This window comes from Vibrio gigantis (genome assembly GCF_024347515.1).
Taxonomy (GTDB): domain Bacteria; phylum Pseudomonadota; class Gammaproteobacteria; order Enterobacterales; family Vibrionaceae; genus Vibrio; species Vibrio gigantis.
The window spans coordinates 1094366-1117962 of sequence record NZ_AP025493.1 but is presented as its reverse complement, the minus strand read 5'-3'; the positions used below and the strand labels follow the sequence as shown (position 1 = coordinate 1117962).

The window sequence follows — 23597 nt, the reverse complement described above, 5'->3', positions numbered from 1 at the left end:
AAGTTTCAACATATTGTGAATTTCGAGTTAACCTGAATTTATAAACTAGAAACCTAGATAAGAAACTTGATATGAATTTCTACCCGTGGCATTTTCTGTTCCAAATTGACTTTAATTAGGGCACAGAATGGAAGAGGTGATAGTCACGTATTTTAGGGCATTAAGTGCATTCTTCAGATATATGTTTCAGTCGCTAGTGATCGAATTTATTGGTTACGGTTCTGGTTGGATAGTCTGTAAGGTATTCACATTAGGACGCTTCCCTTCATTAACTCCAACTGAAAAAGATCGAACCAGAATCTCTTATATCGGGGCGATTAGCATTGCGCTATTTCTGTTAGCTATCGGTATGTTTAATAGCTTTAATGCTCAGAGCTAACCATAGAAGCGAGTCAGTATGAAATTCTACCTAGCTGAACAATACCAAGCTGCTTGCCATAAGATGTTTGCTCGATATGAGCGTGACATCAATAAGCTGAAACCTAATGCGAGAGTCGAACATGTAGGCGCATCTTCGATTCCATCTGCAATATCTAAAGGTGACTTAGATATATACGTTGGTATTGAATCGAGTGAATTTGAGTGTACCGTTGAGCAACTCACCACACTTGGCTTCAATGAGAAACTCGATACCTTAAGAACGCCTGAATTGTGTATGTTGGAGTCTACATCTGAGGACGATGTGGCGTTGCAAGTTGTCGCTAATGGTTCTGAGTTTGAATGCTTTCTAACGTTTCGTGACAAGCTACGTGCGGCCCCTGCCTTAGTCGAGCAATACAATGCCCTTAAAATGTCTTGTGAAGGTTGGTCGCAGGAAGAGTACCGTGAAAAGAAGTCTGACTTTATCGAGCATGTATTGGAGCTGAAATAGCCAGTCGCTTTGTGATAAATTGAGTGAGGTTAGTGCCACAGCTATGGCTTTCCATTTTCCAACAATTCCTAGAGGTAGGCTTATGATTACCATTAGAAAAGCGGTTGAGTCTGACGCTCAGGATATTTTCGATATTCGAAGCCGTGCCATTGTCGAAAAGTGTTCCGCTTATTACTCGGAAGAACAGCTTTCAATATGGACGCAGGGTGGGATGTCTGATGGATTCATCAGTGATGTAGTTGAAACCTTTCATGTTTCAGAAGTCGATGACCGAGTGATTGGCAGCGGTAAAATCAACATCGAAACCGGTATGATTGATGCTATTTTTGTGGACCCAGATTTTTCCGGAAAAGGCGCAGCGAAGCAGATGTTGCAGTTCCTAGAAGAACTAGCGATTAAACACAACTTGCCGTTAATGAAGCTAGAATCGACCCTGAATGCTGCGGAATTTTATCGTTCGTGTGGCTTTATCGGTGATGAACTTTCCACTTATCACTCGCCTAGAGGTATTAGCCTCGACTGTATCCCGATGGAAAAGCCGCTAATTGCTTAAATAAACAGCGCTAACTCCAATTGTTGGTGCTGTTTTACTTTCCCCTTACACTCTTTTCTAATATCGCTCTTAGTATCAAATCACTCCTTGTTTTAACGGCAAGTAACTCATTATGAAGAACTTCTTTGATAGCGAACTCATGCTCTCTAGCTCCTTGAATTTCGTTTTGCTATCGCTTGGCCTAACGCTCCTTTTACACCTTCCCATTTGGTGTGGGTTCAACTTGAGCCGACGTAAATGGAAATTGATGGACTATTTGTGGCCACTATTAGCAGGGATCGGGATGCTCGGTGCAGTCTCTGAGATTCGTGCGAAAGTGGCGGGTGATTGGGTTGAAACAGAACAAACCAGAGCGGTGGTGATTCTAGAATCGGTTCAGCAGTTTTCTTTGGATAAGCTGAGAAGTGATATCTGCACAGGTCAACCATCTTTAGATAACCAGGCTCAGCATCATGAAGCGTGTTTGTGGTATTTGAACACCGCAATGACGTTCAAAGATGTTGATTTCACCTTGTTACCCAACGCATCGGATTTTACGGTTCCTGCGCCTAGTGTATCGCTGGTTGAAAGTGATGCGGTGTGGGTGGATGGTATGCTGAGTCAGTATGAGAAGCAGAAAAACCAATACATAAAAACCAGAGAAGCGCAGGTGAAGCAACCGTTAGAAAGCATCTTTTGGTATGTGAGTCCTTACTTAGTCTGCTTTGCAATAGCGCTGCGCCTTACTAAAGTGACGGCAGAGCTTAAACTGGATAAGTGCGTAAAGTGAGGTAAGGATATTGGTCACTACATCGATATGCAGTGACCATGTTGTTGGTTTATGGGTATCGATAGGCATTAATCCATTTCAACAACGAGTTTACCGTTAGCTTGGTTGGCGTCCATTAGCGAGTGAGCCTTTTTGGTATCTTCATATTTAAATACCTGAGAAATAATTGATGGCATTTTTCCGTCGAGTATTTGGTCCGCAACCCAGTCAAGCGGTGACTCTTCTAGTGGTAGTTCGTTACCTAGCATTCCACTTTGGAAAAAGCTTAGTTTTACTGAGCTTGGTAAGTCTGACATTAAACCAAAGTTCTCAATCACAGGTGCGCCGCCAAGAAGGCCGACTACAGTGACTTCACCCCATGGTCTAATCGCTTTCATTGTATCAACAACGGTTGATGCACCAACAACTTCCAGCGCTTTATCGACACCTTCAGGAAGAATAGCTCGTACTTTGTCGCCTACATGACCATCATCGATAAGAACGTTATCTGCCCCCATGGACTTCAATAACTCAACCTTATCTTCACTGCGTGTTGTTGCGAAGATGGTTAAGCCTTTTGCTTTAGCATAAGTGACGGCTGCTAAGCCAACTGCTGACGTAGCCCCTCTAACTAATAACGTTTCACCTGATTGAATGTTTAGCGTTTTGTCCAATGCACCCCATACCGTTGAGTAAAGTTCTGGTAATGAAGCGAGAGTGGTAAAATCAATATCACTATTGATTTTTTTCACGTTGGTTTTGTTTACAGCGATGATTTCTGCATAACCACCGTGGCGAGCAAACATCATTCCGCCCATTGCTGTGACAACCTTGTCCCCTTTCTGATACGTACCTGATGGGTCGAAGATAACTTCGCCAGCAGCTTCAATACCCAGTGCCAATTCAGGGTTTAGTTGGCCAAAGTGGCCTGCTCGGTAATAAGTTTCTGCTTTATTTAGGCCAAATGCTTTTACTTTAATTTTGACTTCATTTTCTTGTGTTTCTGGTTCATTAGTATCAATCAAAGTAAGAACTTCTGGAGAACCTGCTTGTGCTGCGATAATAGCTTTCATAATTTTATTCCTATGTTTTTTCGTTAAATCTCGTGTTGAGAACTGCAGTATCAAGCAAACCAAAAAGAACAACAATATGGTAAAATCACAATAGACTATCCCATATTTGGAATTATTGTATGAAAGATCTAAGTCTTAATGGAGCGCGGATTTTCGTTGCGGTTGTGGACAAAGGCTCTTTTACCGCGGCAGCTAAAGAGCTCAATGTTCCACTCACTACAGTAAGTAGAAAAGTCTCAGAGTTGGAAGAAGAACTAGGCATTCGTTTATTGGAAAGGACAACGAGAAAACAGAGAACAACAGAAGCTGGCGACATCTTATATAACTCTTTTGTTCGTGCATTCAATGAGATTAATAACGGCCTTGAGACTTTATCTGATAATGAACAAGCCATAAGAGGGCGGATTAAAATATCCATTCCTCCCTCTTTTCATATTGTGTGGCCATTGTTACAAGCTTTCAAAGAGGCTTATCCAAACATTGAAATTGATACGGTAGTGACGACAGAAAAGTTAGATTTAATCTCAAATGGGATTGATGTTGCCTTTCGTGTTGGGAGCATTAATAACTTATCGCATGTAGTTCGTCGTTTAACTTCTTATCGTCATAAGCTGGTTTCTTCTCCTGAGATGGATCCAATCGCTAAGCCATCGGAGCTTTATCATCAACCTTGTATTGCATGGGGCTATCCGGGAGAGAGTATTCTCTGGAGCTTAGGAGATGAGAAAATAAAAATTGAGCCGAAAGAGGTGTGTAATGACTATTCTCAACTTAAGTATAGTGTTTTAAATGGTCAGTACGTTACGGAACTGCCGCCATTCTTATGTGAAGGCGAGATTAAAAGAGGGGAGTTAATCGAGGTTTTACCTGACTTTCCGATGCCTTTATTCGAAATCAGTTTGCTTTACCCTTCCAGAAAGCAGCTTCCGCGTTTAACTCGGTTGTTCATTGATCATAGTGTTCAGTATTTTAACGAAAAAGCCTGACTATAGAGAATTCAATTGAGAGGTGATGGCGTTAACATCAGAGCATTGGCACCTGCCATAAGCTAGAGAGCCCTGTGGCTAGTAGACATGCTCAGAAGTTACAACTACGGTTTTAACTAAGAGGTGATTTATGACAAGACAATTGATTGCAAGCACAAGTCCTTACGCTCCGGTTATCGGTTTTTCTCGGGCAGTGAGAGTGGGTAACCATATTTCAGTTGGTGGCACTGCGCCTATCGATGAGCACGGGATGACGGTAGGTGTTGGAGACCCCGCAGCACAAACTCAACAGTGTATTGAGACCATTAAAGCGGCGCTTGAAAGTGCAGGTAGCGGCTTAGGTGATGTGGTAAGAACTCGGATAATGTTGACCAACATTAACGATTGGTCAGAGGTGGCGAAAGTGAGAGGCCGTTATTTCAGAGATATCTTGCCTGTTGATACCGTGGTTGAAGTCAGCCGCTTCATCAACCCTGAATGGCTTCTTGAAATCGAAGCTGAGGCGATTGTGAGTCAAGACAAGTAACTAGAGGATTCAATAACGGTTCTTTGTATGGAATACACCTAGAGGTCACAGCTTAAACGCCCTAGTTACCGTATTTTTAAATGGTGTGAATTTGGTTTGAGGGAATGATGAAATTATCGAATAAACAAAGTGGTGTTTTAAAAGGAATGGTCTCAGCAATGCTGACTTCAATCGTTGTCATCGCAGTTGCGGTTGTATTCGACCCCTTCAATTACTCAGAAATTAGTCAAGTATCAGAACGACTTACTGTTTTAGCACTGTCCTTACTATTTCCGGTTCTATTTTTGATTGCATCAATTGGTCGGCTCGCCAAGTTCCGTTTTTTTAGCCCGGAAGACATTGATGGCAGTGGTTTAACGTCTGGCACAAACGAAGCGATGATTTTACAGAGCTTACTCCAAAACACATTAGAACAATTTGTGATTGCGCTTGGTGTGTATACGGCTTGGAGTTTATTAATGCCAGCTTCATGGTTATCGGTCGTACCGTTATGCTCGATGTTGTTTGCCATTGGGCGAATTTTCTTTTTTAAGGGGTACAAACAAGGTGCTCCAGCCAGAGCGTTCGGTTTTGCTCTGACATTTTATTCCACCGTATTAATGTTCTTAGTGCTCATCGCCTATCAACTTCTAGCGCTCATAAGTTAGTTTTCAGGCTTGGTCGTTATCATGCAAGATAGGCGATGTTATGCCGTTTAATTAAAAACACTGTTCAATAGTTCAAGTGTTAGATATCATTCTGCTCAATTTTATAAACAGTAGGGTGTGAGTATGATAAAGCTAGGGGTACCTTTACTCGTTTTGTTCTCAGGCGGTGTATTTGGCGCGAATGAATCTGTGTTTTTAGGGCACGGAAAACAACATGAGATACCGACACCGAGTTTTTCTGAAAGGCAATGTGGAAGTATCATTTGTAAAGAGAGAGCTGCGATACAAACCGTACCGTCAATCGGTGACATACCTGAAAGAGAGCCGAATGATACTTTGGATACGATTGGTAGTGCTATCTACTTTATTGGTGAGCTTGGGTTTGCAGAGAACCTCAACGAACCTAACTATCGCGTTTACCCTTCAAACTAAGTTTAAAACACCTTCTCTCTAGTGGCGGTTAAGTCCGTCATTTTTGTTTTCCCTTCCGGCTCTCTTCGTGAAAACTCCTCTTTTTTGATGATATTACAGTGTAAGTAACAGCCTTGATTTGGATCGAATCGTTTTAAAGCGTTGGTCTACACTTCATGGTAACCAAGGAGTGCACCATGAAAGATCTCGATGACATTATGGCTACGTTAAATAATTACGCAGACGCGTATTGTGCAAAAGATATTGAAGCACTGATGCGTGTATTTGATGTGAATGGCCACATTTCAGTGATAGGGACGGGTGAAGATGAGTTGTGTTCAGGTGCAGAATCAGTAAAGCAGCTATTTCTAAGAAATTTTGCTGAAGCCACAGCGATGAGGTTTGAATGGGGTTGGTCAGATACTGTGATATCGGGTGATCATGCTGTGGTTTCACAGTGTTTAACGATCCATTTGAATGCGGGTGGATCGTTTTTGTCTATCCCTGTTCGTTGGAGCGTGATACTCAAGAAAACGGACCGTTGGGTGTGGCTGCACAGGCACGCTTCATCGGCCGCGACTTCTCAGGGGGAAGGGCAGGCTTATCCGACTCGATAGTAAAAGGTTTACGGCCTTCAGGTCGACAAAGACAACGCAAATGATAGCAATATCGGCAGCGTTACCACGCTCAGGAAGTTGCCGAATAACACCATAGACGCGACCTTGGGTGGCTCTACATTGAAGCGTTCTGCGAACAGGTAGTTCATTACGGCGGGTGGCAGCATGGTGAACAGCACCATCATTTGTAGGTGCAGCGTAGGTAGCGGGATAAATAAATAGATGATGGTAAAGGCGATGGCGCCAGTAAACAGGGATTGAACGGTGCACAACAAGCCGACTTTTAATCCGCTCAGCCTTAAGTTGACCATTTGCGAACCCAGCGATAGCAGCATGATAGGCACGGCAGCTTGCCCAAGCAGCGATGTGGCTTCGTAGATTGGATTCCACACTGCAATGCCAGATAGGTTCAACGTCATCGCTAATGCGGCGGCTAAGAATATCGGCATCTTGAGGATCTGTTTGATCGGATTACCTTCGCTTAGTAGCGCTAAACCAACACTAATGTGCACACACGCCGACACCACAAACAGTAATACCGCAGGGGCTAATACACTCTCGCCAAAAGTATAAGTGAACAAGGGAATGGCGAGGTTACCACTGTTACGAAACATGTGTGGTGGAGCCCAGGCTTTGAAATTGAGCTTAAAGATTTTACAGATCGGAATCATCAATAAAGCTGGCACTAGCACCGCCACCAAAGACGCAGAGATCAGTGGCAGTTGCTCGGTGTCGAGGGACATGGTGGTCAGCGATGCAAACACCAAAGCAGGAATACAAACATCCATGTTGATGCGATTGATCGGCTTGAAATCGGGCTTGAGCCAGCGACCGACCGCAAAGCCAGCACTGGCTAAAGCAAAAACGGGAAACAGAATACTGACGACCTGTTCGAACATAGAATTCCTTTCTAGATTGAGTGCTTCCATTTAGCTGAGAAACGAATGTTTTAGAGAGACGCTAAAGTGAAGTATGAAGTCGATATGTATAAACATTAACCTATCAATATAATGACTTGGCGTCACCGAAGATCGTTGTTTGTGAACGGTTAATTTATATTTCTTTGAATGAAGCACAAAAAAGACCAGTGGCATCAGCAACTGGTCTTTCGAGGCTAGATAAATCTGGACGGATTTTTAATTAACGACGGCTGTCGCTGTCTAGCGATTGTTACTCGGTTTTCAGTCTAGCTAACGAGCTTCTTGTAGTCTTTGAAATTCACATCGTAGGCTTTCTCACCGTATATGTAAGTCTCGCTGACGGTTCTGTCGTCACCTAAGCTCATCAGTACAAATAGTTTTTCTTCAAGCTTGGTTGCTTGTTCCATTCTAAAGCGCATCAATTGTGTGGCGTGCAAGTCGAGCACCACGAAATCTGCTTCTTTTCCTACTTCCAAGTTACCGATCTTGTCTTCTAAATGCAGAGAACGTGCGCCGCCTAATGTTGCCAAGAACAGGGATTTCGCTGGGTGCAGCTTCTTATGTTGAAGCTGCATGATCTTGTAGGCTTCACTCATGGTCTGCAGGATTGAGAAGCTAGTGCCTGCACCGACATCAGTACCCATACCAACACGAATGCCGTGTTCTTCCATTTCGGGTAATCGGAATAAACCGGAGCCTAAGAACAGGTTAGAGGTCGGACAGAAAGCGATGGCGGATTCGGTGTCCGCTAGGCGCTTACATTCGCAGTCAGACAGGTGAATACCATGGGCGAATACCGAACGTTTGTGCAGCAAACCATAGTAGTCATAAACATCTAAATAGCTGTCGCGGTCTGGGAATAGTGCTTTTACCCATTCAATCTCTTTCTCGTTTTCAGAAAGGTGCGTGTGCATGTACACATCTGGGTATTCTTCAAGAAGTTTACCAACGGTAGCCAATTGCTCTGGTGTGCTGGTTGGCGCAAAACGAGGTGTCACCGCGTAAAGCAAGCGGCTGCGATTGTGCCATTTCTCGATGAGTTCTTTGGAGTCAGCGTAGCCAGATTCTGGCGTGTCGGTGAGGTAGTCTGGCGCGTTGCGATCCATTAGCACCTTACCTGCAATCATACGTAGATTACGTTTCTCTGCTTCTTCAAAGAATACGTTAACCGACTCTTTGTGTACCGTGCCAAAAACCAGTGCAGTAGTAGTACCGTTGCTTGCTAATTCGTCTAGGAATAGCTTTGCTACTTTGTGTGCGTAAACTGGGTTTTTGAAGCGTTTCTCTTCTGGGAAGGTATAGTTCTCTAACCAATCGAGTAGCTGCTCACCGTAAGACGCGATCATGCCTGTTTGAGGGTAGTGGATGTGCGTATCAATAAAGCCAGAGGTGATCAGCTTGTCTTTGTATTCTTTTACTTCGAGTGTTTTAGGCTGGCGAGCCAATACTTCATCGGCATTGCCTAAGTCGACGATGTGGCCGTTCTCAACCACTAAAACACCGTCTTCAAAATAGTCGTAAGACTCATCGATACCGACGTCTTTTGGGTCGGCTACGCTGTGTAAAATACTGGCGCGATAAGCTTTGCGTTGCGTTGTCATGTTTACTTCCTTTTAATGACTTCAGCGACGTTATGGCCACTGAAGCTTTGCGACTTGTATTAGGCGATCTTCTCTTCCAATGGTGGTTCGCCTACATCGCTTGGTTGACTGTGTTGATCGGTCAAATCCTGATTTCGATATTGTTTGGTTGGGCGCTTTTGTTCAAGCGCTTGGCCTTGATAGTGTGCGATCAGTTCACCCGCAACCGATACCGCAATTTCAGCCGGATGTTTGCCATTCACGGCGCTAATGCCAATCGGGCAAATCATGGTTTCGATTTGTTCTTGGCTGTAGCCACGTTGCTCTAAGCGGAAGTCGAACTTCTTACGCTTAGTAAGCGAGCCGATCATGCCGAAGTAACGGCTGTCTTCACGGTCGATAATGGCTTTCGTTAAATCGAAATCGAGCTGGTGGTTGTGCGTCATCACAAGGTAATAGCTGTTCGGCGGCATGTGTTTCACTTCTCCGACAGGGTCGTCTGAGACAAGTTTTTTCACACCGTGTGGCAGCGTTTCAGGAAATACTTCTTCACGTTCATCAATCCAGGTCACACGGAAGGGCAGAGTTGCGACAATGTGCAGTAGCGCTTTGGCAACATGGCCAGCGCCGAACAACACAAGGTGATTCTGCTGAGTGCCAATCGGTTCAAAGCTTAACGTTGCCATTCCGCCACAACATTGGCCTAAACGAGCACCGAGGTTGAAGCGCTCGACTTTGAGCGATTTTTCGCTGGCAATCAGCATCTCGCGAGCCATTTTAGTGGCCACATGTTCAAGGTGACCACCACCAATCGTAGCGATGATTCGGTCACGAGTGACAAGCATCTTGGTACCCGCATCACGCGGCACTGAGCCTCTGTCTTCAAGCACTGTCACCATCACACATGGCTCGTAGTTCTCTTCCAGTTTTGCCAGTTCGTGAATCCAATTATCCTTAAACATATGTCCTCCTAAATCCCTTCTTTGCTTCCCTAGCTGCCTATTGGTGTCTTAGATACCTATCAGCCCTAAGCCGTTTCTGATTGAGCATCGACCGAAGTCGGAGCCGTTTCAGTGACTTCCTGTATCGCCATCAGAATGCGTTCTGGCGTTGCAGGTGTGTTGAGCTTAGGAATCGCACCATCGACAGCGACATAGCTAATCGCATCTTTCAGTGCACTCCATACCGACATACCCAACATGAAAGGTGGTTCACCCACGGCTTTCGAGTTGAAGACTGTGTCTTCTGGGTTGCTGCGGTTTTCCAAAAGGTGCGTTCTGAAATCAATCGGCATATCAGCAATCGCAGGGATCTTGTAACTCGCCGGGCCGTTGGTCATTAATCGGCCTTGCTGGTTCCAAACCAACTCTTCCGTTGTTAACCAACCGACACCTTGCACAAAGCCGCCTTCGACTTGTCCTATATCAATCGCTGGGTTCAATGAAGCGCCCACGTCATGCAGGATATCGACTCGCAGAATCTTGTTCTCGCCGGTTAGGGTATCGATGATGACTTCTGAACAAGAGGCACCATACGCGTAGTAGTAGAACGGGCGACCGCGCGCTTTCTCGTGATCGTAATAGATCTTTGGAGTGCGGTAGAAGCCAGTGCTCGATAGCGAAATTTGATTAAACCAAGCCAGTTCAACAAATGAGTTGAAGGTCATGATCTCATCGCGGATCTGCACCATGCCGTTCTTGAACACCACCTCTTCAGGCCACACTTTGAAGTGCGAAGAAGCGAAGTCGATCAGGCGCTGCTTAATGGTTATTGCGGCGTTTTGCGCGGCCTTACCGTTGAGGTCGGCGCCCGATGAGGCTGCGGTTGGTGATGTGTTCGGAACTTTGTCTGTGTTTGTAGCGGTGATCTGGATACGTTCGACATCGACTTGGAACTCCTGTGCAACGATTTGTGCCACTTTGATGTTCAAGCCTTGCCCCATTTCAGTACCACCGTGATTCAAATGAATACTGCCATCGGTGTAGATATGGATGAGCGCACCTGCTTGGTTCAAGAAAGTCGCAGTAAACGAGATGCCGAATTTCACGGGTGTGATCGCTAAGCCTTTCTTCAAGATAGGGCTTTGCTTGTTGAACTCAGCAATTTCTTTACGACGTGCGTGATAGTCACTGCTGCGTTCAAGCTGTTCGGTTATCTCAGGTAAAAAGTTGTCTTCAACGGTTTGGTAGTAATGGGTTACGTTACGGCCTTCTTCGCCGTAGTAGTTCGCCTTACGTACTTCCAAAGGATCTTTTTTCAGGTAACGAGCAATCTCATCCATGATGTGTTCGATAGTCATCATGCCTTGTGGGCCACCAAAGCCACGATACGCAGTGTTCGATGCTGTGTTGGTTTTGCATCGATGACCAACCACAGTTGCATCGCCTAAGTAGTAAGCGTTGTCTGAGTGGAACATTGCACGGTCGACGATAGAGCTTGATAAGTCTGGCGAGTAACCACAGTTACCTGCAACGGTAATATCAGCACCTTGAATCACACCATTGTCGTCGAAGCCGACGGTGTATTGGTTGTAAAACGGGTGTCGCTTACCGGTTTGTTGCATGTCTTCATTACGCAGCAGGCGCATTTTGGTAGGTCGGCCTGTTAGGTGGGCAATCACAGCTGCCATACACGCTGGAGAGGCTGCTTGGGTCTCTTTACCACCGAAACCACCACCCATACGACGCATATCAATCACGACTTTGTGCATCGGTACGCCAATCACTTCCGCAACCAGTTTTTGAACTTCGGTCGGGTTTTGTGTTGAGGTGTAGACGATCATGCCGCCGTCTTCGGTTGGCATCACGCTACTGATTTGGGTTTCTAGGTAGAAGTGCTCTTGGCCGCCGATCTCTAGATCGCCAGAGATCACGTGCTTCGCTTTTGCCAATGCAGCTTTCGAATCACCACGCTGTTGAGTGTGGCTTTCTGTTACGAAGTGCTCTTTTGCCAACGCTTCTTTTACATCAAGAATGGCAGGTAGCTCTTCGTATTCAACAATGGCTGCGTGCGCGGCTTTGCGTGCGGTTTCTAGATCGTTAGCTGCTACCGCAATTACCGGTTGGCCGTAGTATTCAACCTTGCCGTCAGCAAGCAGTGGGTCACCTGGAAGTATCGCACCGATATCCAGTTCACCCGGAACGTCTTTGGCTTGAATGGCAATCGCCACGCCTTCAAATTCGTAACACGGTGATAAATCTATATTGGTGATGTTCGCGTGTGCCTGAGTGCTCAGGCGTGCGTATACGTGCAGCTGATTTGGGAACTCTAGGCGGTCGTCAATGTACACCGCTTCGCCCGTGACTTGCTTGGCTGCACTGTCGTGTTTAACGCTTTTACCTACGCCAGTTTTTAGGTCTTGTTTTGCAATGGTAACCATCTCTTCGTGGGTCATCGCATGCTTGTTCGAATTAGACATAAGACGTTACCCTTGTTTCGATTTGGTTGTTTTTGTTCTGCTGTTCAATGAAGTAGCGACGCAACATATTGGCTGCCGACAATGAACGGTATTCTTGGCTTGCACGGAAATCGGATAGCGGCTCAAAGTCGTTATACAGTTCCTGCATCGCTAACTTAATATTAGTGTCTGTCCACGGTTTGCCTAATAACGTGTTTTCACAACGCGCCGCGCGCTTAGGCGTTGCAGCCATACCACCAAAGGCAATACGAGCGTAAGAAACCTTGCCATCTTCAATTTGAATATCGAACGCACCACACACCGCAGAGATGTCATCGTCTAAACGTTTAGATAGTTTGTAAGCTCGGAAGCTGTCGTTAGTTGGTTTAGGAATGATGATCTGTTCAATGAATTCACTCTCTTTTTGCGCTGTCACTTTGTAGCTGATGAAGTAATCTTCGATCGGCATGGTGCGTGACTCGTCACCGCAACGAAGTTTGATCTTCGCGTTAAGGGCAATTAGTAGAGGAGGGGTGTCACCGATAGGTGAAGCATTGGCAACATTACCGCCAATGGTGCCTTGGTTACGTACTTGCAGGGAAGCAAAGCGGTGCAGTAGCTCACCAAAATCTGGGTAGTGTTTTTTCAGTAGTGCGTAAGAGTCACTGATTGGAAGGTTGGCACCAATGATTAAGTCAGTGTCGGTCTCTTCGCACACCTTCATGTCTTCAACAAGGTTTACGCTGATAAGTGTTTCTATCTCGCGATGGAACTGCGTCACTTCCAATGCTAAATCCGTGCCGCCAGCAACCAGCTTAGCGTTCGGATGCGCTTGAAAAAGCTTGGCCAGCTCATCGGTGCTTTTCGGGGAAAAAGCGGTGAGGTGACCAAGGCGTAAGTTGGCTTCGGTGTCTTGAATATCTTCTAGCTTCTTGATGGTGTTGCGTTCAAGCTCAGCGAATTGGTCGATCAAAGGTTGATCTGTTGAAAGCGACATCGCAGCATCAACAATTGGGCGGTAGCCCGTACAACGACACAGGTTACCCGCCAATGATTCCATAACATCTTCTTTGCTCGCATCGGGTTTGTTTTTGCCTAGCGCAAACATCGACATGATGAAGCCCGGCGTGCAGTAACCACATTGTGAACCGTGAAAATCAACCACCGCTTTCTGTACAGGGTGCAATGACTTATCTCGGTTTTGTAGATCTTCTACTGTGATTAGCTGTTTTCCGTGCAGCGCTGAAACGAACGTAAGGCAAGAGTTCACCGAGCGGTATTGCAGCTGTCCATCCACCACTTCACCTAAAACGACGGTACATGCGCCACAGTCACCAGACCCACAACCTTCTTTGGTACCGGTTTTATTAACCTTGGTACGAAGGTAATTGAGCACTGTCATATTCGGCGACAGATTGTCTTCACGTCTTATTTCCTGATTGAGCAAAAAAGTAATCAAGAGACCTCCTTGTAAATCGACATTTTTCCATGTGTATTCTTTTTGACTTCTAGGTCAATAATTATCCATCCTGACCCTGTGGTCAACTATTTATTTACAAAAATGCAACAACATTGTGATTTGGTGGATTGTATACAATTTAATTTTATCTTTAGTTGCTTGTTTTATTGGGATTTAAATTGGAAGTGCTGAGTTTTGTGTTGTGAATGAATTAATGACTATGTATACAAAATAAAGACAAGAATTTTGGCATTTAGGAGCAAATGCTATAGAGGATAAGAGCACTATTCTGCTCAGAATTAAGAGTGTTTTGAGGTGAAATGCGCCGATCTTCGCGTCTATCATTATAGGGAGGGCATAAAAAAGAGAAGTAAACGCAAAGGCTTACTTCTCTCCCGTCTTGTTAACAAAAAGTTGTTAGAGCTGAATTGGAATGGTCAACTCGTTATGACTTGTTCTTAAGCAGATCTGAGAACACAACATGCAGGTCGCTCGATGCGGTGCTGCTGTCTAAATTGAGCTTTGAACGGATGTGGCTTAAGTGTTCTTGCATCAACTCTACCGCTTGCTCTTCATTGCCTGATTCAATCGCATCAAGTAACCCAGAGTGCTCATCTAAAGAACAGTTTGAATGATTACCTGTTTCGTATTGAGCGATCAGCAGTGAAGTTTGTGACACTAAACTGCGTTGGAAGGCGAGAAGTGGTGCGTTTTCTGCCATTTCAGCCAGTTTGATGTGGAACTCACCAGACAGTCGTAAGCCAGAGCCGTAATCACCTTGGTCAAAGGCGCAATTCTCTTTCGCTACTAATTTTCTACATTCTTCGATTTGAGCTTTGGTCGCATTTTTCACTGCAAGTTCGGTGATAGCGATTTCCATCACTTCACGCGCTTTAAATATCTGTTTGGCTTCGTCTACCGTTGGCGCAGCAATCATTGCCCCTCGGTTTGGACGGATCACCACAACTTGTTCTAAAGATAGACGTAGCAAGGCACGACGGATGATTGTACGGCTAACACCAAAGATTTCTGCTAGGGCTTCTTCACTTAATTTAGTGGCTGGTGGTAGCCTTTGTTCTAGTATTGCGTCGAAGATATGGCAGTAAACAACATCGTCTTGAGTCTGGCCTGATACTTTTGTATTTACACCTTTGGAGACAGAGTTTTTGAGAGCTGTCATAGAGATAAGGACCCTTGTTTAGTCGAGTTGGTCTGGTCGAGAGTAATTCATGAGTATTACTCTATATTGTATACATTTATCTATACAATGCCACCGCATGAAAGTGTAATACACGCTTATTTGTTAATGACTTATAACATTTAGTTTGCAGGATACTGTGTGCAATATTGAGCTTTAAGCAATTCTAGCGATAACTAGACTCGATTATCGCCGCAGCTGTATGCAACGATCTGGCTGATTTCGCTTAGGCTACGCCCAGATTGTTGCTGCCACTCATTAAAGGCTTTACCTGCCGCCAGTTGTGCTCGCTTGGTGTTACGACCGCTATCGATAACATCTGTACTACGCAGGTGCGCTTCCACATCAGAAGACAAGATAAAGGTGTCTTTGCCCATTTGACGTAAGGTGTAGGCGCCCGTGTTACCGCCTAAACGCTTACCGTGTTTTTTCAGGTAATCCCAAAGTTCAGTAATGCGTTCTGATGGCCAATCTGCAACCATTTGTGAGAATGAATCAGCTTCACGCTTGGAATTGTGGATCATGGTGGCGTTAGCAGGAATGGTCATCACCTTAGTGAGGTGGCGAATAATACGCGGGTCTTGTGCTTTCTGTTCCCACATCTCATTCGGCAGCATCAGCATTTTTTCGATATTGAATTCAAAGAACACTTCTTCAAATTGCGGCCATTTCTTTCTCACTACATTCCATGAAATACCACATTGGAATACTTTTTCAGTAAAGGCTGCCAACCAGCGGTCGTCTGTGATTTGTGATAGCTCAGCTTTTGAAAGAGGCGCGCGAACAATCTTTTCGAGTTCGGCTACGCCGCCTTTACGGTGAGCTGCTCGTTGGTAAATGGTGTCGAATTTTTCTTGGGTCATTGAAGGTTCCAAACTAATGCCAGTTTCTAAGATATGGGGTCAAATCTGGTAATTAAAACCAGCCTGACAGTTAAAACGAACTAGCCGAGCTGTAATTCCATTTGATACAAGGGCCACGTTTTACCATTGAACTCTTTAATGCTTGGTTCTTTGTCGACAACCTGAAACCCCGCTTTGTCGTAGCAGCGCTTTGCCCCTTGGTTTTGCTTGAATACGGCCAAGGTGATGGTGGTGACATCCGGTATTTCTTTCGCCGCTTCGAGGGCCGTTTCTAGCATCGATTGTCCTAACCCTTTGCCTCGGAGATTTGGGTGTATGGCGACACGGCAAAAGCGAAGCTCACTGTCTGACATGCGTTGAAATTCCATAAAGCCAAGCAATTCACCGGTGCTAGAGCCTGTGCTAGGTTGAGAAAATGTATACAGCTTAACATGTGGTTCTTGAGATCGTTCAATGATAGAAGTCGCTTTTAACGGCCAACCAAAGGTGCGCCCGCCCCATAGCACGTACTCTTCGAGTGATGTGAACCAAGTGACGATCTCGTCGGCGTCGGATTCTTTAAAGCGATTAATTTCCATATCCTTTTCTCCTTGTCGAGTGTCTCTTTTTCTAAGCCACTAAACTTCCGCGCCTAACTGTTCAAGAAAGCCGCGCATGTAGTCAGTGCGCTTGTTAGCTTCTAACTTGGCGGATTCTGTATTCATGGTTTCAGCGAGCTTAAATAGCTTCACGTAGAAGTGATCGACGCTGTAATGCTTATCATCTAAGTCTCGACGTTCAGCGAACGGGTCTTGATGGTTATAGAGCTCAGCGTTGAAGCTCTGACCCACGTACAGGCAGCGAGCAATACCAATTGCACCGAGAGAATCAAGGCGATCCGCATCTTGCACGATTTGTGCTTCTAAGGTTTCTGGTGTGATGTTGGCGCTGTAGCTGTGCGTGACAATGGCATGATGGATCTCATCAAGATAGGACACGGGGTAGTCGATAGTTTTGAGGAAAGAGATCGCCTTGTCTGCTGCCATTCTTGAGCTTTGGGCTCTGTCTGGATGGTTCTTAGGAAAGGTGAAGCAATCATGAAGATAAGCAGCGGGAAGAACGACTTCAAGTATAGCCTGTTCTTGAGTACACAAAGCTTTGGCAGTTTTGACGACACGCTTAATGTGGCTGATGTCGTGCGCTGCATCTTGTGTCATTTCTCGCTGTGCAAAATCAAGCAGTTGGCCTTCAAATTTCTCAATCACGTGTCTCTTTCTCCACCTTTAGGCGTTAGCAATCTTGTTCATCATTTGGCATATGTTTCACATCGACTTTAACAGTTTCAAGCGCGAGTTTTTATCTTTTATAAAAGCTATACCGACAAAAAAACCGACTCTGTGAGTCGGCTTAATAGAGAGGCTTGTCTATGTTGATAAAAGCATTATCAACGGCAGTTAGAGCTTAAGCTGCAGCTTGTTGAAGCTGTGCTAATACATCATGCAGAGAAGGGCTGATGGTGTGACCAAGCGCTTTTACTTCGTCACATGGCTCTACTAAATCAGGGATTTGAAAGCTGATCATGTTGGCTGCCATAGAAGCGCGAATGCCGTTGTTTGAATCTTCAAACGCGAGACAAGTTTCAGGTGCAACCCCTAGGCGTTCAGCTGCAAGTAAGTAAATCTCTGGGTGAGGCTTACCATTAGTCACTTCGCAACCTGTGCTTAATGAGGTGAAATAAGAATCTAAGCCAGCCAGTTCCAGCTTTTTCTTCGCGATATCAAGCTGCGTCGATGTTGCCACCGCGATAGGAATATTGTTCGACTTTAGCCACTCTAAAAGCTCAATCACGCCGTCTTTTACTGGAATAGCTTGGTTCTTCACTATCGCGCTATAGCGGGTGCGCCATTCGTTATTTAGAGCCGGATAATCGAGATCTTCACCATAACCATTTCGAAAGATCTGTTCGATGGTTTTTGCGTTGCAGCCAATGATGCCTAGGTAAACGTCCTTTAAAAATGGGACACCCTGCGCGTGACATGCTTCTTCAAAAATCTGCATACAAAGTCGCTCGGTGTCGAGCAGCAGTCCATCCATATCAAAAATAGCAGCTTGAAAATTCATATCAGTGGTTCTTTATGTGTTGTCGTCGTGAGGGCAGGTATTTTGACATAGTGTCTAGGGATAGGCGAGCCAGTGTTGTGTGGGAATACGTCTAATTGGTTCGGAAATATGCTTATGAGTGACTTTGATTGTGATTGGTTGTAGCTGAAATAATACCGTTAAGTTATGAGACTAGTGTTTTATAGGCTATACGGGTCTAATAGACACAATAATGGTTATCATAGATAACAAATCTAGGTCGAGAATCTAGTTTACTATTACAATTCATAAACTTACAGACTTGGTAGCGTGACCACAATCTTATAAAAAACAATTTGCGGAAGCCTGCAATGAGAGTGTGACCAAGCAACAAGTAAATGGCTGAATTTGCGGACAAAATATAATTAGTCCACATTTTTAGCAGGGTTGCTTATGTTGTATTTTGAGTTTCTATTTTTACTTGTCGTTCTCTATATCGGTTCTCGGTATGGCGGTATTGGTTTAGGGGTTGTTTCTGGTATTGGTTTGGTTATCGAGGTGTTTGTCTTCAAGATGCCACCAACGTCTCCACCTGTCACCGTAATGCTGATTATCCTCGCCGTTGTTACCTGTGCCTCGATCCTCGAAGCCGCAGGTGGCTTGAAATACATGCTGCAAGTTGCGGAAAGGGTGCTCAGAAAGAACCCGAAACGTGTCACCTTGATAGCCCCGTTCGTGACTTATTCGATGACGTTCCTATTGGGTACTGGCCACGCGGTTTACTCAATCATGCCAATCATCGGTGATGTAGCATTGAAAAATGGCATTCGTCCTGAACGCCCGATGGCGGCAGCTTCAGTCGCGTCTCAACTTGCGATCACAGCATCGCCAATCTCGGCAGCCGTAGTTTATTACTTAGCGCAGTTGTCTGATATTCAACACTCTATCACTTTGCTTTCAATTCTATTAGTGACGGTGCCTGCAACGCTATTCGGTACGTTGTTACTTTCTCTGTATAGCTTGAAGCGCGGCAAAGAATTGAACGACGATCCTGATTATCAAGCTCGTTTAAAAGATCCTGAGTGGAAAAAGCGTATTGAAAACACCACTGCGACGTCTTTGGATGAAGTGCTTCCAAGCTCGGCACGTAATGCAGTATTGATTTTCCTACTGTCGATAGTTGTGATTGTTATTGTGGCGATGGTGCCAGAAATCAGAACCATCGTAGACGGTGACAAGCCAATCAAGATGTCGGTCATCATCCAAATGATGATGCTCTGCTTCGGCGGTATCATCTTGCTGGCAACTAAAACTGACCCACGTGATGTGCCAAATGGCGTGGTATTTAAATCGGGCATGGTGGCGGCAATTGCTATCTTCGGTATCGCCTGGATGTCGGATACTTACTTCCAATACGCAATGCCTCAGTTCAAATCGGGCATCGTTGAAATGGTAACCAATTACCCATGGACGTTTGCACTAGCGCTCTTCATCGTATCGGTTGTGGTGAACTCACAAGCCGCAACTGCACGTATGATGCTACCTGTAGGTCTTGGCCTAGGGTTAGATCCAGCACTGCTTATCGGCTTGATGCCAGCGGTTTACGGCTACTTCTTTATTCCTAACTACCCATCTGATATCGCAACAGTAAACTTCGATGTCTCTGGCACCACCAAGATTGGTAAGTGGTACTTCAACCACTCATTCATGTCGGTGGGTTTAATTGGTGTAGTAGGCGCGTGTTGTTTGGGTTATGCACTCGCTCAGATTTTTATCGCTTAATGTAATTAGCTAAGTAAGAAACGAAAAACAGCGCCTGAATTGGCGCTGTTTTGTATTGGAAACCCTTGTAGTTCGCTCCGCTGTTAATTAACTTTGGCTAACTGAAAGTGTACAACTAAACAATAGTAGCTGATGCTAATTCTTTAGGCTTTTGCTATACGCTTTAGCAAAGTCGAAGAAGATCTTTTTGATCGGACTCTGAGCTGGGTTAAATGTAATCAACTCTGTGCTGATGGTGTCGAGATGATCGTTGATATCGATGATCTTGACGCCTTTTCTATAGTAATTCTTGACCGTTCCTGCATGCAGACTAATGCCAAAACCTGAGCTCACTAAGCCGAGAATAGCCTCTGTATCATAAGCTTCTTCCACTATGTTTGGCATGAAGCCAGCATTTCGACAAACCCTCTGAATAATTTTAAAAAAATGAGTCCAGTGATTGGCATTCCCAAGAATGAAAGACTCATGTCTTAGGTCTGTCAGATCTATAGATTGTTTATGCGAGAGTGGATGAGAGTCGGGGACAATAGCCACTAATGGATCTTGCTGAAAAGGAAATGAGGTCATACCTTTATAGATTAATGGTCCAGTAATAAAGCCAAAATCTAAACGTTCTTTTTCTAGAGACTCTATTTGATCCGCCGAAAACTGATGAATAAGTTCTAGCCGAATCAAAGGGTAAGAATCTTTAAATGCCTTCAGAAGTTGAGGTAATTGACCTGTAATTGCAAAATTCGTATAGCCAATTCTCAATGATCCTTCTTCCCCTATCTTCACGCGCATCGCACTCTTTTCTGCGTCGATTAACGATAGAAACGCTTGGTGTGCTCCCACATGAAATGCCTTCCCCGCGTCGGTCAATTCTACGAGGCGAGTGGTTCGAATAAAAAGAATTACTCCCAGGTCAGATTCGAGTTTCTGTAATGATCTCGACAACGCTGGCTGAGCAATGTTGAGCTTCTCTGCAGCTCTTCGAAAATTCAATTCCTCCGCCAATGCAAAGAAGTGTTTTAGATGACGGATTTCATAATTCAAACTCATACTCATTCCTAAAAGGTATCAAGATATATCTTTCTGATGCTTTACGGGAATCTATCAAATTATTAACATTCTGGAAACATTAGATTAAAAAGAGAATGATTAATGAACAATGTACTAGTCGCAGCAGATATTTTTTCTTTGGCCGAACAGGGTGAATTATGGGCAGGTCATTTGATTCCTGACCACTCTGTAAATCGTGAGTTGTCTTTTCCTACTATTGCTCCACATAACAAGTCTGTGATTGGTGCAATTGAATCTGGTAGTCCAGAAATCGTTAATCTAGCTGTGAATGCAGCTCGTGAAGGATTCAATAACGGCGAGTGGTCTAAATTGAACCCAGCGGAACGTAAGGACGTGATGTACAAGTGGGTTGCGCTGCTTGAAAAGCATGCCGAAGAGTTAGCAGCACTCGATTGTGTTGAAGCAGGTAAACCTATCGCTGAGTGTCTTGAAACTGATATTCCAGAAACTATTTCACTTATTAAGTGGTACGCAGAAGCGGTAGATAAGCAGTTCGGTAAGGTTTCACCAACTAATGGTGATGCGATGGGACTCATCGTCAAAGAGCCGATTGGTGTTGTAGGGGCGGTACTACCTTGGAACTTCCCCGCGTTAATGTTCGCATTCAAAGCTGGCCCAGCATTAGCTACGGGTAACTCTGTGATTGTAAAACCTGCAGAACAAACCTCATTGAGCACGTATCGCATGGTTGAATTAGCGCACCAAGCAGGTATCCCCGAATCGGCGCTTCTTATGGTCACTGGTCATGGTGAAGACACAGGCCAACCGTTAGGTTTGCACCATGATATCGACATGATTTCATTTACTGGGTCAACTGAAGTTGGTCGCAAGTTCTTAGAATATTCAGCACAAAGTAATCTAAAAGAGATCGTTTTGGAGTGCGGTGGTAAGTCTCCTCAAATCGTTTTCTCAGACATCCATGATATGGATGCTTTCATCGATGACATGCTAAACGCTGCATTTTGGAACATGGGTGAAAACTGCAGCTGTGGTTCTCGCTTGATTGTTGAACGCTCAATTCGTGATCAGATCATCGAGAAAATGATCACGAAAATGCGTGATTGGAAGATGGGCGACCCAACTCAGGCTGACACAGTTGTTGGCCCAATGATTGAGCAAAAACATTTCGATAAAGTGAAAAGCTATCTAGATAAGGCTAAAAGTGAAGGCGCGCAATTGGTTTACGGAGGTACAGCTTCTGATGACGTAGGTCTGTTTGTTCAGCCAACGATATTTAGCGAGGTTACTTCGGATATGAGCATCTTTAAGGAAGAAATCTTCGGTCCGATTCTAGCGGTAACGACCTTTGATACCGAAGAAGAAGCACTCAAGCTTGCCAATGATACTGATTACGGTTTAGCTGCCTCGATTTACACCTCTGACATCTACCGTGCTCAACGTGCAGCGGCGGCTGTGAATGCTGGCACTATCTCGATTAATGGTTTTTCTGAAGGGGATATCAGCACACCTTTCGGTGGTTTTAAGCAGTCTGGGTTTGGCGGTAAAGACAATGGCGTTGAAGCATTTGACCAATACCAACAGACGAAAACTATCTGGTATGTAAATAAATAGCCGTTAATAAAAAGTATAGCAACTGATGCATATGTCGTTATATCGAGGATGATAGCGACATATCGCAGCCATAAATGAAAGGGACGATTTTATGATTAAACCATTTGAGGTTAACTTGAGTGATGATATTTTGTTCAACATTAGAAAAAATGTTGCCGAATACCAATGGGGTTATATGCCTGACGACGGTGGTTGGGATTACGGTACGAATATCAAATACCTTAAGGAGCTGTGTGACTACTGGGTGAACGAGTTTGATTGGCGTGAGCAAGAACGAAAAATGAATAAGTTCTCGCAATTTACAGCTTCAGTTGACGGGATGAATATTCACTATATCCATATTCGCGGCAGCTCTGTAGAGCCTCGCCCTCTACTTATTAGCCACGGCTGGCCCGGTTCTGTTGCTGAGTTTCTTGATTTGCTTGAACCTCTTGCTTTCCCTGAGTTGTTTGGCGGAAAAGCAGAAGATGCGTTTGATCTTATTGTTCCTTCGCTGCCCGGTTTTGGTTTCTCTGACCGACCAGAAAGACCAATGGGACCTAGAGCGATGGCTAAGGTACTCAACAGCTTAATGACTGATGTACTTGGTTACGATGATTATCTGGCACAAGGTGGGGACTGGGGAAGCGCGATTTGTAGTTGGCTCGGTCATGATTATGCCGATCATTGTAAAGCGATCCATATCAACTTCCCGACGATGCGCCATATTGATGGCCCTCAAGATGAAGAAGAGCAAGCATGGTCAGATCGTGTTGATAGAGAATCAGTAATGGAAGACGGCTATCGAACTTTGCAAGCAACACGGCCACAGACACTGAGTTACGCTATGCAAGATAACCCAGTTGCAATTGCAGCTTGGATAGTTGAGAAGTTTTACTCATGGTCCGATCTAGACGATGGGGACATTGAAAGCGTTCACAGTAAAGATGAGATGTTAACCAACATCATGATCTATGTGGCGACAGGGACTTTCAACTCTTCCACTTGGATCTACTACGGACGCCGTGAAGAAGGCGGTCGTATATTAGGTGAAAACGGTAGTCGTGTAGAGGTACCGACAGGAGCTGCACTGTTTCCGAAAGAGACATTGGCGTGGCCACCGAGGAAATACTCAGAACGTATGTATAACATCAAGAGCTGGACGGTTATGGAACGCGGCGGTCATTTCGCTGCAATGGAGCAACCTAAAGCGTTGATGGCAGATATTCAGCAATTCTTCCGTGGCATGTAACACCAGTTGACTTGCAAACTTTGAGTTGTCTGTAAATTTTGGA

The 23597-nt window shown here is 44.8% G+C and carries 24 protein-coding genes; 12 read left to right on the top strand and 12 right to left on the bottom strand.

Annotated elements, in window-relative coordinates; translation table 11 throughout:
• Window positions 1-127 precede the first annotated feature (127 nt).
• The 4 genes from OCV56_RS21120 to OCV56_RS21105 all read left to right on the top strand — a co-directional run bounded on the left by OCV56_RS21120 (window position 128) and on the right by OCV56_RS21105 (window position 2193).
• On the top strand, window positions 128-379 hold the full coding sequence (locus OCV56_RS21120; RefSeq protein WP_086714474.1) for a hypothetical protein: 252 nt from the start codon (window positions 128-130) through the stop codon (window positions 377-379).
• A gap of 18 nt (window positions 380-397) precedes the next feature.
• Window positions 398-871, top strand: coding sequence for a GrpB family protein (locus OCV56_RS21115; RefSeq protein ID WP_086714472.1), 474 nt, complete (start codon window positions 398-400; stop codon window positions 869-871).
• An 82-nt stretch (window positions 872-953) separates the two neighbouring features.
• Window positions 954-1424, top strand: a complete 471-nt coding sequence (locus OCV56_RS21110) for a GNAT family N-acetyltransferase (RefSeq protein ID WP_086714471.1) — start codon at window positions 954-956, stop codon at window positions 1422-1424.
• A 247-nt stretch (window positions 1425-1671) separates the two neighbouring features.
• Window positions 1672-2193 carry a hypothetical protein gene (locus tag OCV56_RS21105; protein WP_086714470.1) on the top strand — a complete coding sequence of 174 codons (522 nt, stop codon included), beginning with the start codon at window positions 1672-1674 and terminating at the stop codon, window positions 2191-2193.
• Window positions 2194-2261: 68 nt separating this feature from the next.
• Here the strand turns inward: OCV56_RS21105 and OCV56_RS21100 are convergent, their stop codons facing one another.
• Entirely contained in the window at window positions 2262-3245 is a 984-nt protein-coding gene (locus OCV56_RS21100) for a zinc-binding dehydrogenase (protein WP_086714468.1), read from the bottom strand.
• Window positions 3246-3364: 119 nt separating this feature from the next.
• Between OCV56_RS21100 and OCV56_RS21095 the strand changes: the two genes are divergently transcribed.
• The 5 genes from OCV56_RS21095 (at window position 3365) to OCV56_RS21075 (ending at window position 6432) form a co-directional block, all read left to right on the top strand.
• Entirely contained in the window at window positions 3365-4231 is an 867-nt protein-coding gene (locus OCV56_RS21095) for a LysR family transcriptional regulator (protein ID WP_086714467.1), read from the top strand.
• Between the two features lie 130 nt (window positions 4232-4361).
• Complete coding sequence (locus OCV56_RS21090) at window positions 4362-4757, top strand: RidA family protein (RefSeq protein ID WP_086714465.1); 396 nt, start codon at window positions 4362-4364, stop codon at window positions 4755-4757.
• Window positions 4758-4861: 104 nt separating this feature from the next.
• On the top strand, window positions 4862-5404 hold the full coding sequence (locus OCV56_RS21085; protein WP_228761165.1) for an MAPEG family protein: 543 nt from the start codon (window positions 4862-4864) through the stop codon (window positions 5402-5404).
• 123 nt (window positions 5405-5527) lie between these two features.
• Window positions 5528-5836 carry a hypothetical protein gene (locus OCV56_RS21080; RefSeq protein ID WP_086714462.1) on the top strand — a complete coding sequence of 103 codons (309 nt, stop codon included), beginning with the start codon at window positions 5528-5530 and terminating at the stop codon, window positions 5834-5836.
• 176 nt (window positions 5837-6012) lie between these two features.
• Window positions 6013-6432, top strand: a complete 420-nt coding sequence (locus tag OCV56_RS21075) for a nuclear transport factor 2 family protein (RefSeq protein WP_086714460.1) — start codon at window positions 6013-6015, stop codon at window positions 6430-6432.
• 17 nt (window positions 6433-6449) lie between these two features.
• Here the strand turns inward: OCV56_RS21075 and OCV56_RS21070 are convergent, their stop codons facing one another.
• The 10 genes from OCV56_RS21070 to OCV56_RS21025 all read right to left on the bottom strand — a co-directional run bounded on the left by OCV56_RS21070 (window position 6450) and on the right by OCV56_RS21025 (window position 17949).
• A complete protein-coding gene (locus OCV56_RS21070) occupies window positions 6450-7331 on the bottom strand; it encodes an AEC family transporter (RefSeq protein WP_086714458.1) in 882 nt (293 codons plus the stop codon).
• Window positions 7332-7618: 287 nt separating this feature from the next.
• Entirely contained in the window at window positions 7619-8953 is a 1335-nt protein-coding gene (guaD, locus tag OCV56_RS21065; protein WP_086714456.1) for a guanine deaminase, read from the bottom strand.
• A gap of 59 nt (window positions 8954-9012) precedes the next feature.
• Window positions 9013-9894, bottom strand: a complete 882-nt coding sequence (gene xdhC / locus OCV56_RS21060) for a xanthine dehydrogenase accessory protein XdhC (RefSeq protein ID WP_017630713.1) — start codon at window positions 9892-9894, stop codon at window positions 9013-9015.
• A gap of 65 nt (window positions 9895-9959) precedes the next feature.
• Window positions 9960-12350, bottom strand: a complete 2391-nt coding sequence (xdhB, locus tag OCV56_RS21055; protein WP_086714455.1) for a xanthine dehydrogenase molybdopterin binding subunit — start codon at window positions 12348-12350, stop codon at window positions 9960-9962.
• Entirely contained in the window at window positions 12343-13731 is a 1389-nt protein-coding gene (xdhA, locus tag OCV56_RS21050) for a xanthine dehydrogenase small subunit (protein WP_017630711.1), read from the bottom strand. Before xdhA ends, xdhB begins: the two co-directional genes overlap by 8 nt.
• A gap of 502 nt (window positions 13732-14233) precedes the next feature.
• The gene (locus OCV56_RS21045) at window positions 14234-14968 is read right to left on the bottom strand and encodes a GntR family transcriptional regulator (protein WP_086714451.1); all 735 of its coding nucleotides are present in this window, start codon (window positions 14966-14968) and stop codon (window positions 14234-14236) included.
• 194 nt (window positions 14969-15162) lie between these two features.
• Window positions 15163-15849, bottom strand: a complete 687-nt coding sequence (locus OCV56_RS21040; RefSeq protein ID WP_086714450.1) for a DNA-3-methyladenine glycosylase I — start codon at window positions 15847-15849, stop codon at window positions 15163-15165.
• A gap of 80 nt (window positions 15850-15929) precedes the next feature.
• Window positions 15930-16427 (bottom strand): GNAT family N-acetyltransferase, encoded by a 498-nt coding sequence (locus tag OCV56_RS21035; protein ID WP_086714448.1) that lies wholly within the window; start codon window positions 16425-16427, stop codon window positions 15930-15932.
• Between the two features lie 39 nt (window positions 16428-16466).
• Window positions 16467-17093 carry an HD domain-containing protein gene (locus OCV56_RS21030; RefSeq protein ID WP_086714447.1) on the bottom strand — a complete coding sequence of 209 codons (627 nt, stop codon included), beginning with the start codon at window positions 17091-17093 and terminating at the stop codon, window positions 16467-16469.
• Between the two features lie 196 nt (window positions 17094-17289).
• Window positions 17290-17949, bottom strand: coding sequence for an HAD family hydrolase (locus OCV56_RS21025; protein WP_086714445.1), 660 nt, complete (start codon window positions 17947-17949; stop codon window positions 17290-17292).
• A 411-nt stretch (window positions 17950-18360) separates the two neighbouring features.
• Between OCV56_RS21025 and OCV56_RS21020 the strand changes: the two genes are divergently transcribed.
• Window positions 18361-19689 (top strand): anaerobic C4-dicarboxylate transporter, encoded by a 1329-nt coding sequence (locus OCV56_RS21020; RefSeq protein ID WP_086714443.1) that lies wholly within the window; start codon window positions 18361-18363, stop codon window positions 19687-19689.
• Between the two features lie 135 nt (window positions 19690-19824).
• On the opposite strand, the gene OCV56_RS21015 is transcribed toward OCV56_RS21020, so the two are convergent.
• Window positions 19825-20730, bottom strand: a complete 906-nt coding sequence (locus OCV56_RS21015) for a LysR family transcriptional regulator (protein ID WP_086714441.1) — start codon at window positions 20728-20730, stop codon at window positions 19825-19827.
• Window positions 20731-20832: 102 nt separating this feature from the next.
• Between OCV56_RS21015 and OCV56_RS21010 the strand changes: the two genes are divergently transcribed.
• Together OCV56_RS21010 and OCV56_RS21005 are read left to right on the top strand one after the other, a co-directional pair.
• Entirely contained in the window at window positions 20833-22323 is a 1491-nt protein-coding gene (locus tag OCV56_RS21010) for an aldehyde dehydrogenase (RefSeq protein WP_086714439.1), read from the top strand.
• Between the two features lie 91 nt (window positions 22324-22414).
• Window positions 22415-23554, top strand: coding sequence for an epoxide hydrolase family protein (locus OCV56_RS21005; protein WP_086714438.1), 1140 nt, complete (start codon window positions 22415-22417; stop codon window positions 23552-23554).
• Window positions 23555-23597 lie beyond the last annotated feature (43 nt).